General features: G+C 42.1%; 13 protein-coding genes and 1 other RNA gene. 8 read left to right on the top strand and 6 right to left on the bottom strand.

Annotated features, from left to right (window positions below; genetic code table 11):
* Positions 1 to 123 precede the first annotated feature (123 nt).
* Positions 124 to 1,020, bottom strand: a complete 897-nt coding sequence (locus tag AAEY88_RS02600; protein WP_407074383.1) for a pyruvate, water dikinase regulatory protein — start codon at positions 1,018 to 1,020, stop codon at positions 124 to 126.
* A gap of 644 nt (positions 1,021 to 1,664) precedes the next feature.
* Between AAEY88_RS02600 and ppsA the strand changes: the two genes are divergently transcribed.
* From ppsA to ssrA, 6 genes are all read left to right on the top strand, one after another.
* A complete protein-coding gene (gene ppsA / locus AAEY88_RS02605; protein ID WP_350558632.1) occupies positions 1,665 to 4,049 on the top strand; it encodes a phosphoenolpyruvate synthase in 2,385 nt (794 codons plus the stop codon).
* Positions 4,050 to 4,286: 237 nt separating this feature from the next.
* Positions 4,287 to 5,306, top strand: a complete 1,020-nt coding sequence (locus AAEY88_RS02610) for an RDD family protein (protein WP_350558635.1) — start codon at positions 4,287 to 4,289, stop codon at positions 5,304 to 5,306.
* A gap of 304 nt (positions 5,307 to 5,610) precedes the next feature.
* Entirely contained in the window at positions 5,611 to 6,015 is a 405-nt protein-coding gene (gene rpsF, locus AAEY88_RS02615; RefSeq protein ID WP_350558638.1) for a 30S ribosomal protein S6, read from the top strand.
* Between the two features lie 16 nt (positions 6,016 to 6,031).
* Positions 6,032 to 6,259, top strand: coding sequence for a 30S ribosomal protein S18 (gene rpsR / locus AAEY88_RS02620; protein ID WP_068404827.1), 228 nt, complete (start codon positions 6,032 to 6,034; stop codon positions 6,257 to 6,259).
* Positions 6,260 to 6,283: 24 nt separating this feature from the next.
* Positions 6,284 to 6,790: a 50S ribosomal protein L9 gene (gene rplI / locus AAEY88_RS02625; RefSeq protein WP_350558641.1), complete on the top strand. Its 507-nt coding sequence runs from the start codon at positions 6,284 to 6,286 to the stop codon at positions 6,788 to 6,790.
* A 172-nt stretch (positions 6,791 to 6,962) separates the two neighbouring features.
* Positions 6,963 to 7,321, top strand: a transfer-messenger RNA (tmRNA) gene (gene ssrA / locus AAEY88_RS02630).
* A gap of 184 nt (positions 7,322 to 7,505) precedes the next feature.
* Here ssrA and AAEY88_RS02635 read toward each other — a convergent pair.
* From AAEY88_RS02635 to prmB, 4 genes are all read right to left on the bottom strand, one after another.
* A complete protein-coding gene (locus AAEY88_RS02635) occupies positions 7,506 to 7,946 on the bottom strand; it encodes a hypothetical protein (protein WP_350558644.1) in 441 nt (146 codons plus the stop codon).
* A gap of 248 nt (positions 7,947 to 8,194) precedes the next feature.
* A complete protein-coding gene (locus tag AAEY88_RS02640) occupies positions 8,195 to 8,866 on the bottom strand; it encodes a dienelactone hydrolase family protein (protein ID WP_350558647.1) in 672 nt (223 codons plus the stop codon).
* Positions 8,867 to 9,175: 309 nt separating this feature from the next.
* Positions 9,176 to 10,279 (bottom strand): chorismate synthase, encoded by a 1,104-nt coding sequence (aroC, locus tag AAEY88_RS02645; protein WP_350558650.1) that lies wholly within the window; start codon positions 10,277 to 10,279, stop codon positions 9,176 to 9,178.
* Between the two features lie 125 nt (positions 10,280 to 10,404).
* A complete protein-coding gene (gene prmB, locus AAEY88_RS02650; protein WP_350558653.1) occupies positions 10,405 to 11,583 on the bottom strand; it encodes a 50S ribosomal protein L3 N(5)-glutamine methyltransferase in 1,179 nt (392 codons plus the stop codon).
* 497 nt (positions 11,584 to 12,080) lie between these two features.
* Here prmB and AAEY88_RS02655 point away from each other — a divergent pair, with 497 nt between their 5' ends.
* Positions 12,081 to 13,499 carry a L,D-transpeptidase family protein gene (locus AAEY88_RS02655; RefSeq protein WP_350558656.1) on the top strand — a complete coding sequence of 473 codons (1,419 nt, stop codon included), beginning with the start codon at positions 12,081 to 12,083 and terminating at the stop codon, positions 13,497 to 13,499.
* 173 nt (positions 13,500 to 13,672) lie between these two features.
* On the opposite strand, the gene AAEY88_RS02660 is transcribed toward AAEY88_RS02655, so the two are convergent.
* On the bottom strand, positions 13,673 to 13,885 hold the full coding sequence (locus AAEY88_RS02660; protein ID WP_350558658.1) for a hypothetical protein: 213 nt from the start codon (positions 13,883 to 13,885) through the stop codon (positions 13,673 to 13,675).
* Positions 13,886 to 14,244: 359 nt separating this feature from the next.
* On the opposite strand from AAEY88_RS02660, the gene AAEY88_RS02665 reads away from it, so the two are divergent.
* Positions 14,245 to 16,008, top strand: a complete 1,764-nt coding sequence (locus AAEY88_RS02665) for a DUF389 domain-containing protein (RefSeq protein WP_350558661.1) — start codon at positions 14,245 to 14,247, stop codon at positions 16,006 to 16,008.
* Positions 16,009 to 16,131 lie beyond the last annotated feature (123 nt).

The raw sequence follows: 16,131 nt of genomic DNA on the forward strand, positions 1-16,131 counted from the left end.
ATAAAAACTCTGTGGTAATAAAAATATAGTGATGACCGTATAATCGTAATTGGATATGTAACAACTATATATGAAGGCGCAATATCATAATCATAGCTACGGTTACTTAACCAATACGGCCACTTAACCAATACGACGTTTAAGACCGGTCATCTGTAAGATACGCGTGGCAATCTCTTCAACTGACATCTCGGAGACATCAAGGCTCGGAATACCTTGCGAGGTATAAATTCCTTGAATGGCACGTTGTTCTTGCTGACACTGCTGATAGCTGGAGTAACGGCTACCCGCGCGGCGTTCTTGACGAATTTTCACCAAGCGATCAGTATCGATGATAAGGCCGAATAGCTTGTCTTTATGCTCACGCAGCGCTTTTGGTAGCTGATTGTCATACAAATCATCTTCGGTCAGCGGATAGTTAGCGGCACGAATACCGAACTGCAAGGCCAAATATAATGAAGTGGGGGTTTTGCCCGAGCGTGAGACCCCAATAAGAATAATATCTGCTGCACTATAATGACGCGTGCGCGCACCATCATCGTTATCTAAAGCGAAATGTACCGCATCGATACGTTCTTTATAAGTCTCAGAGTCGACATTGTCATGCGCGTGACCAGAGTGACCATCAGGCTCAATACCAATTTCTTCGGCGATGCGGCCAATCAGCCCTTCATACATATCCAAGTTGCAGCTATGCGCCGAATTAATTTTTTCGCGTATCTCAGGACTAACGATGGTATCGAAAACCAGTGGCAGCAGACCATCACGTTGATACGCCATATTGATTTGCTCAACGGCATCTTCAGCGCGCTCTAAGGTATCAACGTAGGGTAAAACACGAGTCTCAAAAGGCACAGAAGCAAACTGACTCAAAATAGAGCGTCCAAGGGTCTCAGCAGTAATAGCGGTACCATCAGAGATAAAAAACGCACTTCTTATGGTTTGTGAATTATCCAAGCTTAAGGCGTGGCGGTTCTGAATAGTGGGTTTATCTTGTTCGGACGGATTGTTAGCGTACATAATTTAAGAACCTTGATAGTAGCGCGCTATGATGACTGATACTAAGATGACTAATGCTGAGATGAACGATGCTAAAAATCTGCTGTGAGGTTTTATCTTACAGATATCTTGGTCATACTCCTATCATTCAAACTTATCATCCTAGACGTTTATAAACGATAGGAATAAACAATCGCAAAGGCAGTCACTACTCTATTAATGATTATCCTACTACCAATAAGAACAGTATGTAGATAGTCAATTATGGAACGTCGCTATCTATCAACTGAATCATCCTAAGCGTCATCGCGCGCGCTTGATATTTATGCCTACATTATACCCATAATAGACGCTCAATAGGAATCAATGTTAGCATAACTGGCTAACAACGACCCCAACCTACCATCCTACTATTTTGTGCTAAGTTCTGTACTATTAAATAGTGGGTGTTACACATAAAAGTATATTTTATGCAAATATCTAAGGCAGTTTTGCTCTTTTATATTGGATGCTTATAGACCGATATCTTGGTCAATTATCAAAAAACACTACAATTTGTATCTTTTTCATAATATTTTTGGTCTAACCCCTCGAAATTGTCCTAATATAGCGGTATAATTTAGCGTTATAATCCTTACTAAATAACCTTATTTTCTGGAGTTATCATGGCACTGCAATCTACAGCACTTGTAATCAATCTTGATCAGCTAGGAAAAAACGATGTTGAGACCGTTGGTGGTAAGAACGCTTCACTTGGCGAGATGATCAGTCATCTGTCTGATTTGGGCGTCAGTGTCCCTGGTGGCTTTGCCACTACCTCCAATGCCTTTAATCGTTTTTTGACCGAAACCGGCTTACTTGACAAAATTAACAGCGAACTTAAAGAGTTAGATGTTAATGACGTGAATAAACTCACCGCTACTGGCAAAAAAATCCGTAACTGGATCATTGAGCAAGAATTGCCAAAAGATCTGGAACAAGACGTTCGTAAATCATTTGAAGAGATGAGCGATGGCAAAGATATCGCCGTTGCCGTTCGTTCTTCTGCGACTGCTGAAGATTTACCAGATGCTTCATTTGCCGGTCAACAAGAAACTTACTTAAACATCCGCGGTATCGATAACGTCCTTATCGCCATTAAAGAAGTCTTTGCGTCATTATATAATGACCGCGCGATCTCTTATCGTGTGCATAAAGGCTTTGAGCACGAAGGTGTTGCCCTTTCTGCAGCCGTTCAACGCATGGTACGTTCAGAAACTGGCGCTGCCGGCGTAATGTTCACTCTAGATACTGAAAGTGGCTTTGATCAAGTGGTCTTTATCACCTCAAGCTATGGCTTAGGTGAAATGGTCGTCCAAGGGGCAGTCAACCCAGACGAATTCTACTTATCAAAAAAACTGCTTACTAATGGTAAGCCTGCGGTCATTCGCCGTAACCTAGGCAGTAAGCAGAAGAAAATGATCTATGGCGAAGAAGGCAGCACTACTAAATCAGTTAAAGTCGTTGATGTTGAAAAACAAGACCGTATGCAGTTTTCACTCTCTACTGAAGAGCTGATTGAACTTGCCAAACAAGCCATGACCATCGAAAAGCATTATGGCCAAGCAATGGATATTGAATGGGCAAAAGACGGCGACACCAATGAAATTTTTATCGTTCAAGCCCGTCCTGAAACCGTAAAGAGCCGTCAAGACAGCAACGTCATGGAACGCTATGTGATTAATACCACTGGCGCTAAAGTATTGTGCGAAGGTCGTTCAATCGGTCAACGTATCGGCTCTGGTAAAGTTCGTATCGTTGACAACTTAAACGAGATGGACAAAGTACAAGAAGGCGACGTCTTAGTTTCAGATATGACCGATCCGGATTGGGAACCAGTTATGAAGCGGGCGTCAGCCATTATCACCAACCGTGGCGGTCGTACGTGTCACGCGGCGATTATTGCTCGTGAGCTTGGCGTACCCGCTATCGTTGGTTGTGGTAATGCCACTGAGCTGTTAGTTGACGGTCAAGATGTTACCGTTTCTTGTGCTGAAGGTGATACTGGCTTTATCTATGAAAGCCAAATTGATTTTGAAATACAGACCAATTCTATTGAGTCTATGCCAGAGCTGGCATTCAAAATTATGATGAACGTCGGTAACCCAGATCGTGCTTTCTCATTTACCCAAATGCCAAACGAAGGTATTGGTCTGGCGCGTCTTGAATTTATTATCAACCGTATGATCGGTGTGCATCCAAAAGCGCTACTCAACATGAATAGCCTACCACGTGAAGTGGCTCAAGCGATTAATGAGCGCATTGCCGGTTATGCCTCGCCGGTTGACTTCTATGTTGATAAATTGGTAGAAGGTATCTCAACCTTAGCCGTTGCCTTTATGGATCAGCCCGTTATCGTGCGGATGTCAGATTTCAAATCGAACGAATATGCCAACCTGCTTGGTGGTAAATTATACGAGCCCTCAGAAGAGAACCCAATGTTGGGCTTCCGTGGTGCGAGCCGCTACGTATCCGACAACTTCCGTGATTGCTTTGAGCTTGAATGTAAAGCCCTTAAGCGTGTGCGCGATGTCATGGGCTTGACCAACGTTGAGATTATGATTCCGTTCGTTCGTACTGTTGACGAAGCCAAGCAAGTCATCGACTTACTTGAGAAAAATGGTCTAAAACGTGGCGAAAATGGTCTACGCATTATCATGATGTGTGAGCTACCAACCAACTGCTTACTCGCAGATGAATTCTTGGAACACTTCGATGGCTTCTCAATCGGCTCTAACGACTTAACTCAGTTGACTCTCGGTCTTGACCGTGATTCAGGTATCATCTCTCATCTATTCGATGAGCGTGATCCTGCAGTCAAAAAATTACTGTCTATGGCTATTGATGCCTGTCGCAAAGCTGACAAATACATCGGTATCTGTGGTCAAGGACCATCTGACCACCCAGATCTTGCTTACTGGCTGATGGAACAAGGTATCAGCTCAGTGTCATTGAATCCTGACTCAGTACTCGATACGTGGTTCTTCCTAGCGGGTGAAGAAGTCCAGTAAGTCACCACCGGAAGACACCGCATAAGAAACTTTGTCATTAGGGCAGGTTTGATGATTACAAATAAACGCTGTAAAACAGCAAAAGTGCCCTAATATAGTGAATCAAATACCAATTTAACATCCAGATGGCAAGTACAAATTGTCGCTGGCTTCTGAAGGCTAGTACGTTAAACGTGTCCAGCGCAATAACGAGCTGGTATTTGTTTTACTATATAATGACTTAAGATACGACTAACTATGCAGGCAACTATGCAGATTTTTCTTGCTCGAAATAATGTACAAGCAGGTCCCTACGATTTGGATCAGCTCAATATCATGCTGGCATCGGGTGAAGTAGTACTCGATGACTTGATATGGCATGACGGTTTAAGTCAGTGGCAGCGTGTTGGCGATTTAACGGGCAATCAACACGTATATCGCCCTACAGCTGCTGCACCCAATGACTCTATTGTTAATGATTCGATTGTCAATAATGTCACCGTGTTCCCTGAAGATTCTGATACTAATAGCAATGTTAATAGTAATCATCAGAATGGCAATAAGGTTTCCATTGATAGACTCTATGGAAAGCCTGAAAGGCCAAAATCTGACGCTAAAAATGCCAAAACTGACATGACAACCAATCGTCATCAAACACCGCATAATAACGTGTCACTGAACAAGCCGCGTAGTACTATACCGGTATTGGGATCAGATAAAATGCTCGGTAATATGGTGCTTGCGCCTATTATGTCGCGAGTATTGGCCACAGCAATCAATGCTTTAATGTATCTATTAGCGATTTTTCCGCTGGTGATGGCATTGACCAAAATGGACGTAGACTACTCAAAATTTCAAAATATTCAGAACATGGACGCCGCTTACCAGTATTCAATGACATTGATGGAGAGTATTCCCAGCACGACGCTGATGATGTCACAAGTGCTAGTATTCGGTTTGTTTGCTTTGCAACTGGTATTTATTACGCTGCGTGGACAATCGTTAGGTAAGCTAATTACGGGTATTCGCGTAGTGGATCAAACCACTCACCGCTTGCCATCATTTATTAAGCTTATTGGTGTGCGTACTTTGCTACTGTTTATCATTTATAATTTGCTATTCTCATTTACTAGTTTTTTAGGTTTTGTGGTCATTGCGGTTCATTATTATATGGCCTCTAAAAGCCCAGAAAATATTGGCTGGCATGATAAGTTAGCCAAGACCTTAGTAGTAAAAGCGGATAGTAGTCAATTGGTTAAACAGCCAAAAGTAAAATAGCCTAATAGCCTATAAGTACGATTATTAAATACAGACCATAAAATAGTAGCAAAAAGCAGCGTTACGCCGTTGCTTTTTTCTTCATATTACCTTATCTATATTCATTTATTGGTAGCGGTCTATTTATATTTGTTTATTGACAGTCTTTCGTTTATTAACCTTTGTGTTGAAGCGCGATTACTGTTACAATACGGCGCTTTATAAAATAAGCTTATCTCTTGTTTTTCTTTGGGCTTGAGCTTACTTTATAAATCTCCTTGCTATTAACATAGGGTTAATAGCTCCTAATCCGTAAGGAGCCATAATGCGACATTACGAAGTGGTGTTAATTGTACACCCAGACCAGAGCGACCAAGTGGTCGGCATGGTTGAACGCTATATCAAATTAGTTCAAGACAACAACGGCATTATCCATCGTCTAGAAGACTGGGGCCGCCGTCAATTGGCTTACCCAATCAACAAGATTCATAAAGCTCATTACGTCTTATTCAATATCGAATGTGATGGTGAGACTTTAGCTGAACTTGAAGAATTATTCCGTTATAACGACGCGATCATTCGTAGCTTAGTTATGCGCCGTGACGACGCAATCGCTGAAGAGTCACAGTTAGCCAAAAATGCCGATGAAAAACGCGCACGTAAAGCTAACCGTCGTCCAGACAGTCGTAACGACAACGATAATGACGACAATGACCACAGTGAAGACTAATTAAAGGAGAATACTTATGGCACGTTTCTATCGCCGTCGCAAATTCTGCCGTTTCACTGCTGAAGGCATCACTCACATCGATTATAAAGATGTTGAATTGCTAAAACAGTATATCAGTGACAATGGCAAGATCGTACCTAGCCGTATTACCGGTACATCTACTAAATATCAGCGTCAACTGGCCACTGCTATCAAGCAAGCTCGCTATCTTGCGCTACTTCCGTATACTGACAATCATCAGTAATTGACGTTTATCTAGGAGTGACTCATGCAAATTATTTTGTTACAGCGTATCGTCAACCTTGGTAAACTCGGTGAAACTGTCGATGTGAAACCAGGTTACGGACGTAACTTTCTTATCCCTCATGGCAAAGCGTTACCTGCAACGGCAGCTAACATTGAAAAGTTTGAAGCACGTCGTGCTGAACTTGAAGCTGAAGAGGCAGTAGAACTTAACGCCGCTCAAGAACGTGCTGATGCTTTAACTGACGTTAATGTTATCATGCGCGCCAAATCAGGCGATGAAGGCAAACTATTCGGCTCTATCGGTACTCGCGATATCGCTGAAGCGTTAACCAATTCAGGCCTAGAAGTTGACCGTGCTGAAGTTAAACTTCCAGACGGTGCTTTACGTCAAGTTGGTGAATATAACGTTGAGATCCAGCTACATCATGACGTTATTGCCAGCATCTTAGTCACTATCTTATCTGAAGATGGTGATGACGAAGAACTAGCAGTAGCAGAAGATCAGAATGAGGATGACTCTGAAGAGTAATCTTTAGGAATCTGACTCAAGTCTAAAAAAAAGCCAGCCATAATGCTGGCTTTTTTTGTGGGTAATGGATTTAAATTTTATTCTAGCTAGCCTTATGTGTTACTAAGTGTAAATATTCGAGATGGCGCCCTTGCTATCAATCTGTTAATACTTTATAATTCGTCGTTCTATTGGGGATGTTCTGGCTTCGACGCTGGTGATGAAACTCAATGATGCATGTCGAGAGTATATGTCCTCTCGTTAATCAAACATATATTGTTATAGTCGCAAACGACGAAAATTACGCTCTAGCAGCTTAAACCCTGCTTACTTGGTTGCTGATTACCTATAGTTGGTCAACTAAGTTGAGGCGTCCGCATATAGGATCGCCACAAGCGATTGTCTCAATTGCTTGGGTTCAAAAGTAGAGAATCGCTCAATCCATCCTGACTGTCGGATCGGTGCGAGTTAAAGCCAAAGACAGAAACTAAACATGTAGATTCATGAGCGTAATGCTGGCGGACGCGGGTTCAACTCCCGCCATCTCCACCAAACACTAAAAATCCGATCACTTAATGTGGTCGGATTTTTTTATGTCTTATTTTTTATATCCTATAGAGGATTTTATATTTAGCTGCTTATAATTTAGAATTTTCTACTTAGGTTCTGATTGATATATTATTTTAAATCTCAATAACAGTCACTTCAAAAAGACACCACCCTGTCCCGCAGCTGATCAATGAGTAGCAGAGTTATTTAAAGCCCAACGATGTAGCTTTCTGAGCCCATAACTTGCTGGATCTACTAACTCAAGCATATCTGCACAGGCTTCAGAGCAAAATAATCGATATTCAGGATTGTAGAAGCCTGGAATTATGGTTCTGATTAAGGCAAGGTAGTCATATTTAAAGGTTTGGCGTTTATTAAACCAACGTAAGGCATAGTCTATATCACACATAACAGGTATCAGTACCCAGTGATTAGACTTCATATGTATGGTTTTGCGACGCAGTCCACCATCACGATGACTTGAACTAATACAGTCATAACATCGATCACCAAGATCATTAATTATCAGCTCGCAATGACTATAAGGTGAACCGTCAATCATACTAATGATTCGGTCTAAAATCTTTCCCTGATCAGCAATATAAAAAGCTAAATAAGTGAGTTGCATAGTCAACCTCCGAAAGTTTCTTTCTGATTGAATCATAAGCTACACAGTTCTTTAACGTAACTTTAATCTTACGCTAGATATCCTTATAGATATTATTGTAAAACGATAACGCCTTCTTTACTATTGTTCATTTTATTATGACAACATAAAAGCCAACCGCATAACACGGTTGGCTTTTATGTTCGACTTCTCTTAATTTAAATATTATCAAGTGGAGTACTATAAAGCTTCGTAATTTATAAAAACTTTTACCTTAACACCTCATTCAACCACTCGCCGATACCTTGAATCTGCGGCATACAGACCTGATGTGCCATTGGATAAGTTCGATAATCGATATTATAACCTTTAGCGGATAATAGCTGCTTTGCTTGCTCACCAAGGATAACAGAAACAACTGGGTCATGAGTGCCATGCTCAATCAATATCGGCATATTTTTATTAGCGGCGCTATAGTCAATGTTATCATTAGTCGCTAAGTAGGTAGACAGTGCCATCAATCCAGCTAAACGCTGTGGATAGCCAAGTGCCACATGATAAGCCACTGCCCCGCCCTGCGAGAAACCAGCGATGACAATATGCTCAGGCGCCACACCGCGTTCTATTTCACGAGTGATTAAATCATGAATTTGCTGAGTAGACTCTTTGATTTGATCAATATCTACCTTACGCTCGAGGCTCATCTCTAGAATATCGTACCAGGCAGGCATCACCATGCCGCCATTGATAGTCACTGGCCGATTGGGCGCGTGCGGGAAAATAAAACGTACCGCCATGTCTTTACTGAGTCCCAATTGTGGGACAACTGGCTCAAAATCATGACCACTGGCACCCAACCCATGTAGCCAGATAACTGCCCGATTAATAGTTTTTTGGGCAGGATTGTGCTCGACGATAACGCAATCTAAATATTTGCTCATTTGATATCCTTTTTATAGATAAATTTTATAGATTTAGCCTTAAACAATGCTTATATATACATTATGCTTATCATTTTTATTATGACGCTCAGTATACTACATCTACTCTAAGCCTTGTGACTGAGCTCTGTTTAGAGCATTGCAGTTCACTGCTCAACATATCTTTTCTTAGTAGCCTACCACGCAATCTAGCAGTCCTTATCGTCTAAAGACTATTCACTAAATTTTAACTTTCTAAAGACGCAAAAAACCCTTTACCCTTTCTAATTGGAGAAAGAATAAAGGGTTAATCACTCAATAATAAATAGCTTAGGTAATTGAAGCTACCGGTTGCTCAACATCAGCATTTTGACCCCGGTGACGCAGATAGTGATCAAGCAATACAATGGCTAGCATCGCTTCCGCAATGGGCGTTGCACGCACACCCACACAAGGGTCATGACGACCTTTAGTCAACATATCGACTGCTTCGCCTTGAGTATTAATACTTTTACCGGCAGTAGTAATACTAGAGGTTGGCTTGAGCGCAATACTCACGCGAAGGTCTTGTCCTGAGGAAATACCGCCTAAAATACCGCCAGCATGATTGGCCGTGAACCCATCTGGTGTTAGCTCATCACGAGCACTATGTCCAAACTGTTCAGCAACTGCCATACCATCCCCAATCTCAACGCCTTTTACTGCATTGATACTCATCATCGCATGGGCAATATCCGCATCTAGGCGATCAAATACAGGTTCGCCCAATCCGACAGGGACACCGCTGGCAATAATTTCAAGACGCGCCCCGCAGCTGGTACCTTGACGGCGCAAGCTATCGATTAAAGTCTCAAAACGCCCCACCGCTTCTTTGTCGGCGCAAAAGAACGGATTACTATTCACAAATTCCCAATCAATCTCCCGAGAGTCCAAAACTTGACTATGTTCAGGGCCTATCTGAGTCACATGACCACGAACTTGGACACCCAAGCGATCTTGCAGGTACTTTTTAGCAATAGCCCCCGCAGCAACACGCATTGCAGTCTCACGTGCTGAGGAACGTCCACCACCGCGATAATCCCGAAAGCCGTACTTCATACTGTAAGTATAGTCAGCATGACCGGGGCGAAAAGTGTCTTGGATCTCGCTATAATCTTTTGACTTTTGATTGGTATTGCGAATCAATAAGCCAATGGAAGTACCTGTCGTTTTACCTTCAAAGACGCCAGAGATAATCTCAACTTCATCAGACTCACGGCGCTGAGTCGAGTATTTAGAGCTGCCCGGTTTGCGACGATCCAAATCAACTTGTAAGTCAGCCTCGCATAACGCTAAACCTGGCGGCACGCCGTCTACGATAGCCATTAGGCCGGCACCGTGTGACTCACCACAAGTGGTCACACAAAAAAGTTTTCCAATACTATTGCCTGCCATGTTTGTCCTTAAACCGGTTAACTCTATTTATGAGTATTTGATTATTGGTTGTCAGAAATAACTACGTAACTAATACTAGTGTAGTAGCCGTTAGGTTAATACCTGTTATTCTGGCACTTGGTATTTTAATGACTACTATCTAATAGCTGAACATAATTTGCAAACAGCTCACGGTGTTCAATCAAATCATCAAAGGTAATGGCAAATACACCATGACCACCATGGGCGAACTTTAACCAATCAAACTTGATATCAGGATAAGCTTGACTAAGCGCCCATTCGCTATCGCCAACTTCACAGACTAGCAAGCCTTCAGGGCTTAAGTAATCCGCGGCTTCGAACAAAATACGATGCACCAAGTCCAGTCCATCTTGACCAGCAGCAAGCGCATGTTCAGGCTCATATAAAAACTCAGGCGGCAAGTCTGCCATGATGGCAGCATCGACATATGGTGGATTGGTAACGATCAGCTCGTATTGATGCTCAGCTGGTATCTTGGCAAATAAGTCAGATTCAATAACATTGACTTGATGACCGATTCCATGATGATCAACGTTGACCATCGCGACTTCTAGCGCCCCTTTATCAATATCAACCGCATCAATCAACGCATCAACGAAACGCGTTGCCAAGGCAATCGCGATACAACCAGAACCGGTACATAAATCTAAAATACGCTCTGGCTGTGACAATTGCTTCATATCAAGGCCATGATCATAAAATACTGTTGACTGATCATTGACCGTTGCGCCTAGTGGTTTAGCAAGCTCATTAACATCAAAGTACGGATAGAACTGCTGACGAATCAGCTCTGCTATAGGTGAACGCGGAATCAAAACGCGCTCATCGATATAAAACGGTAAATCACAGAAATAAGATAAATTAATCAAATAGCTTAATGGTTTACGTTCAGCAATGCGCTCTTCTAATAAGCTCAGCACCGCTTGCTTCTCTGAGGTGGTCAAACGACAGTCAAGAATCTGTTCATTCGCTGACCAATCTAAAGATAGAGAATGTAAAACAATCGCTGAGGCTTCAGCAAACTCGTCCGTCGTTCCTTGTGCCACTACCACATCATAATTGCGCAACTGGGTCACTGAAAAGCGAATAAAGTCACGAATGCTAACCAGCTGCTGACGCGCTTCTTCAAGCTCAGCATGCAGGGTCGCAAACTCACTATCCTCAATGAGAAGTCCGGACTCATCTGCCTTTAAATCATGATCTAGGTCTAAGTCTTGAGACTCATTATCACTCAAATATTGATTCTGAAACTCTTCTGCGCTCATGATCTGGTCGTCTGACATATCGCACCTTATAAATTACGTGTTAATTTACTACATGCTTATTAGCGGCATGTGAATAAGTTAAATAGCTTTCGACTAAAAGCTTATGGTTTAAATAAAAATATATTGATGCATTATAGACGCAAACGCTAGGTAGCGCCAATCGCTGTTGCCTTTACTATTATAAAAAAATTGCTTAGAATTTACTAAGATAAATGCGGTTTGTACAAAGAAAGCTAATCTGCTGGAAATCCACTTTATTAGCATAACAGCATAATGAGAATAGCAGTGCAGCGACCCTTATTTTTATTAAGCTATTACGTTACCATAAGCTTACTGAATCAAAAATCTGTGCAATACGCTCTATAGACCATAACCCAATTATCACCAAACTGTAGTGAATACGTCAGTGATTGACGCCTAATAGCCTATTGGTATAAAAAGATATGTCGAAAGTTTGCGAAGCATCTAAATTATGCGCATAATAGCCCCATTGTAACAACCAACTGTGACTAAACATGATGAAAATAAAGCCACTCATTACCTCAATGTCGATTGCTGCTTTTGCTGCAAGTATTAGCGTCAGCGCGCTTGCCGCACCTAATGACAATAGCCGCGCGGCTGACAAGCTGCCTAGTATGGCTGTTTTAGCTAGCCTCAATGTGCAGGAAAGCCGTAGCCGCTCAGTCGACGGTCGTGCTGAAGTAACGACGCCTACGGCTAAACCTGACACTAATACAGCAAAACCAACTGATCGTATGAATCAGTTAATTAACGCTAAGCAAGACGCTCAACTAAAAGCAGACACAAAAACGACTGCCGCCGATAACATGAGCGCAGAAGAGCTGACTCGTAAAGACCAGCAGTCTGATAGCACTGATGACATCAGTGAAGGTCAAGCTGTTGCCGCGCCTAGCGACCTGTCATCTATTAACTCGTCTGATCCATTGGCTTTTGAGTTGCCTAAGCATGAGCAGCGTCAAGACTTTAGTGATGACCCTACTATCAAGAATATCGAAGATGTTGATGGTAAAAAACATACGACGCTGAACTTATCTAATTATGCCAAACAGGTAAACGGTGCTACCTGGTCACCGAATATGAAAGTTAACTCGGCGATGACTATTAAGATGCAAGCCCTGCTGGATTGGAACCATGCCTCTCCTGGTGCTATTGATGGCGGTTGGGGCATGAACAGCAAAAAAGCCTTAATCAACTTTCAAAATATGAAAGGCTTGTCAGCAACGGGTAAGATGGATCAAAAAACATGGAATGCATTAATTAAAAATATTCCTGCTAATAAGCCCGTTTTAGTCACTTACACCTTAACTGACGCTGATATTAAAACCAATTTTGCTTCTACGCCTTCAGGTTCAGAGGCCAAGTCAAAGATGAAAGGTCTATATTACCAGGATATCAAAGAGATGCTCGGTGAGCGTTTTCATATGGACGTGCGCTATCTTGATAAGTTGAATAAGAATAAAGCCTATCAAGCAGGTGAAACCGTCACTGTGCTCAATACCCGCGGCCCACTTAAAGAGCGTATTACTCGCGTAGTCGCTAACAAAGCCGATAAAACCTTATATGCTTATAATGGTAATAGGCTAGTCGCTACTTATCCGACTACTGTCGGTAGTGACAGTACCCCGTCACCACAAGGCAGCTATAAGATCGTCAATAAAGTCAAGATGCCGTGGTATAAAGCAACTGTTGGTGAAGGCGATCAAAAGAAAGTACATATGCTACCGCCTGGACCGAACAACCCAGTAGGTGTCGTATGGATGGGACTGTCTAAACCTTCTTATGGTCTACACGGTTCACCTAAGCCTGAAGGCATCAGCCGTCAAGCTTCAGCAGGCTGCGTACGACTGACCAACTGGGATGTACTAGAAGTCTATGCCAATATCGAAAATGGCGCGTCCGTTGAGCTAAAATAGCCCTTAGGCTAGTGCCATTTAATTGAGATATGTACAAAAAAGACCTTTTAAATAAAGGTCTTTTTTTTCATTGATTGAACCAGTCCGATAATAAAAAACGGTCCTTATCAGGTCTATCTTCTAGTAGTAAGGTGGAGCAGCAAATCCTTTGCGCAACAACATTCCTTCACGTATTAAACTTTATAGCCTTCCTCGTTACCAGTAATACTGCCAATTTTTTTGGTATAGAATAATCCAACAGGAACAGAGATTAACACGCCAGCAGCCACTGCCATTTGGATATGGGGAATCTCATTAAATCCAGTTACCAATGCGGTAATCATAAGAACGCCGATGCTAACAGTTGCTGCTATTGAGTAGATCACGGAGAATAGTGGCCAATTCATAACGTATTCCTCATATTGTGTGTGGGTATAACTCCTTTATACCTTATATCCACACAAATAGTAAGCCTTTCAGCTAGACTCGCAAGGCACTTATCCTAGCTGACTTTTGTTCAAAACCATGCTAATATTAAGGAGTTAGTTGAAGTGCTACAAAAACAGTCTATTTCCTAATTTATTACCCATTTTGCTTTCTTTTTTCTCCTCAATTTTTATTATCAGTACTTCTTATTCACTTCTCAATTCTGCTGATATAAGCTTGTGCATATAACCTCTTTTATTAGCAAAAAATTGATATGTTTTTTGTGGTTTATCATTACAATGGTGACTTTCTTTTCTTTTATTGATAAAGCCTTGTTACCATGACCTCATCTGTCAAACCCCCATTGTCTTCAAACAAAAATCAAGACCCGCAGTCTTCGACTTTTACGCCAGATAACGAATCATCTGCACTCAATAATACTCCTGCTAAGCTAGCAAATAATGGGCAAGCAGAAGATACCAGTCAGGAAACTATTGATAACGATACCAGTAATAAAAAAGACGCTGACATCCTAGATTCTGGTGAAATGGACGCTGATGAAATTGAGGGCGACAAGGAGGCCCAGCATCCTGAACCTAAAGTAACAATGACTTCGCCCAGTCCCGATGTGGTCGTCGCGACCTTAGAGACCCCTGACCCCGAAACTCAAATTGCTATCGAAGTGCTCAAAGCAGAAGCCCAAAACGAAGACGGCGCTCAAGTAAATAATAAGGAAACTGAGGCTGAAGTTATTGACGAGCCAAATCCACCCTCTGAACCATCCGTTGATACCTCTGTTGAATCTAAAAACATTTTTGATGTTTCTTATATCCCTGAAGCTTCTAGTAACCTTGGAGAGAGTAATAGTAATAGCGCTAATAGCAGTGACATGCCGCTTGAAGAAGATATTGATACCACGTTACCCACTGTCAATGACAAACAAGACGATGGCGATGAGAGTGAATCATCAGAAGCAGAAACAGTAGAAGAAAAGCAAGACGAGGTAGAAGAAAAAAAAGAAGCCAAACTTGAGTCTTACAAACAGTTCGTTGCTGAACAGTTTAGCCATAAAAAAATAGACTACCCAGAAGTGCGGGTTACCATTGAGGCTAACGCGCTGCCCAGTAAAATGTATTTTATGATGAATATGCTTTCTGCCATTATCGCCAGTTATGGACTGATTGCGAACTCTGCCGCAGTGGTTATTGGCGCGATGTTAGTGGCGATGATGCTAGGCCCTATCACTGGCGTGGCGCTAGCGATTATTGATTACCGAATGCCCTTACTACGCAAGTCGCTATTTACCGTAACGGCTGGCATATTTTTAGTGATATTTGTGGGCTTTGTAGTGGGATGGTTACATAAAGGTCAGCCGTTGACTGCTGAGGTATTATCACGAACTCAGCCTACGTCTATGGACTTAATGATTGCACTTGCCGGCGGTACGGCTGGGGCTTATGCCATGGTATCGCCTCATCTTTCTGTCGCGGTGGTTGGGGTGGCGGTAGCAACGGCTTTGGTACCCCCACTAGCCTCAAGTGGCATCCTATTTGCCAATGGCGAGATGACGCTTGGTTTTGGGGCAGCACTACTGGCATTAACCAACATTATCGCTATCCAATTTACCAATGCCATGGTGCTTTGGTTTTTAGGCTTTCGGCGCTTAGTCGATGACGACTATAAGTCAAACACTCATTTGACTTTTTTGCGGCGTAATGCGGTCACATTACTACTATTAATCGGTTTGGGTATTTATCTGACTATTAATCTAAATACCAATGCTCGGCAACAAACCTTTGAGAATAATGTCAAAGAGACCATTAATAGTTACTTTAAAAGTAAAGGTAATGTGCTGACTAATACTCAGTTTGATAGGGCAGATGGTAATGAGGTTGTGCGGGCGGTTATTCGAGGCGAGACCACGCCAAGCTCGTATGATGTGCAGCAAATCGAAGCCACAATCACCCAAAATATGGCAGACAACTTTCCCAACTACTTGCCCATTAAGCTACAGCTGCGCTATCTGCCGGTACAAGTCATTGAGTCCAACCCCCTAGTTCAGGATAAGCTTGATCAAACGGATGCGGCTATTTTGACCCATTAATTTGTGTAATGATCTTTATCAGCGTCTATGGAATAACGTAGCAGTGTGTATATGGTTTACCAAGAGCTTAGGCGTATGTGCTAAAATCGCTTGCAAAATTATTTAATCTATTTTTATTTTATT

This window comes from Psychrobacter sp. CAL346-MNA-CIBAN-0220, from assembly GCF_040309805.1.
Taxonomy (GTDB): domain Bacteria; phylum Pseudomonadota; class Gammaproteobacteria; order Pseudomonadales; family Moraxellaceae; genus Psychrobacter.

What these genes read in the sequence shown, in the direction of transcription:
- AAEY88_RS02600 (WP_407074383.1), bottom strand. Translation starts at nt 1,020, where the DNA reads ATGTACGCTAACAATCCGTCCGAACAAGATAAACCCACTATTCAGAAC.
- ppsA (WP_350558632.1), top strand. Translation starts at nt 1,665, where the DNA reads ATGGCACTGCAATCTACAGCACTTGTAATCAATCTTGATCAGCTAGGA.
- AAEY88_RS02610 (WP_350558635.1), top strand. Translation starts at nt 4,287, where the DNA reads ATGCAGGCAACTATGCAGATTTTTCTTGCTCGAAATAATGTACAAGCA.
- rpsF (WP_350558638.1), top strand. Translation starts at nt 5,611, where the DNA reads ATGCGACATTACGAAGTGGTGTTAATTGTACACCCAGACCAGAGCGAC.
- rpsR (WP_068404827.1), top strand. Translation starts at nt 6,032, where the DNA reads ATGGCACGTTTCTATCGCCGTCGCAAATTCTGCCGTTTCACTGCTGAA.
- rplI (WP_350558641.1), top strand. Translation starts at nt 6,284, where the DNA reads ATGCAAATTATTTTGTTACAGCGTATCGTCAACCTTGGTAAACTCGGT.
- AAEY88_RS02635 (WP_350558644.1), bottom strand. Translation starts at nt 7,946, where the DNA reads ATGCAACTCACTTATTTAGCTTTTTATATTGCTGATCAGGGAAAGATT.
- AAEY88_RS02640 (WP_350558647.1), bottom strand. Translation starts at nt 8,866, where the DNA reads ATGAGCAAATATTTAGATTGCGTTATCGTCGAGCACAATCCTGCCCAA.
- aroC (WP_350558650.1), bottom strand. Translation starts at nt 10,279, where the DNA reads ATGGCAGGCAATAGTATTGGAAAACTTTTTTGTGTGACCACTTGTGGT.
- prmB (WP_350558653.1), bottom strand. Translation starts at nt 11,583, where the DNA reads ATGTCAGACGACCAGATCATGAGCGCAGAAGAGTTTCAGAATCAATAT.
- AAEY88_RS02655 (WP_350558656.1), top strand. Translation starts at nt 12,081, where the DNA reads ATGATGAAAATAAAGCCACTCATTACCTCAATGTCGATTGCTGCTTTT.
- AAEY88_RS02660 (WP_350558658.1), bottom strand. Translation starts at nt 13,885, where the DNA reads ATGAATTGGCCACTATTCTCCGTGATCTACTCAATAGCAGCAACTGTT.
- AAEY88_RS02665 (WP_350558661.1), top strand. Translation starts at nt 14,245, where the DNA reads ATGACCTCATCTGTCAAACCCCCATTGTCTTCAAACAAAAATCAAGAC.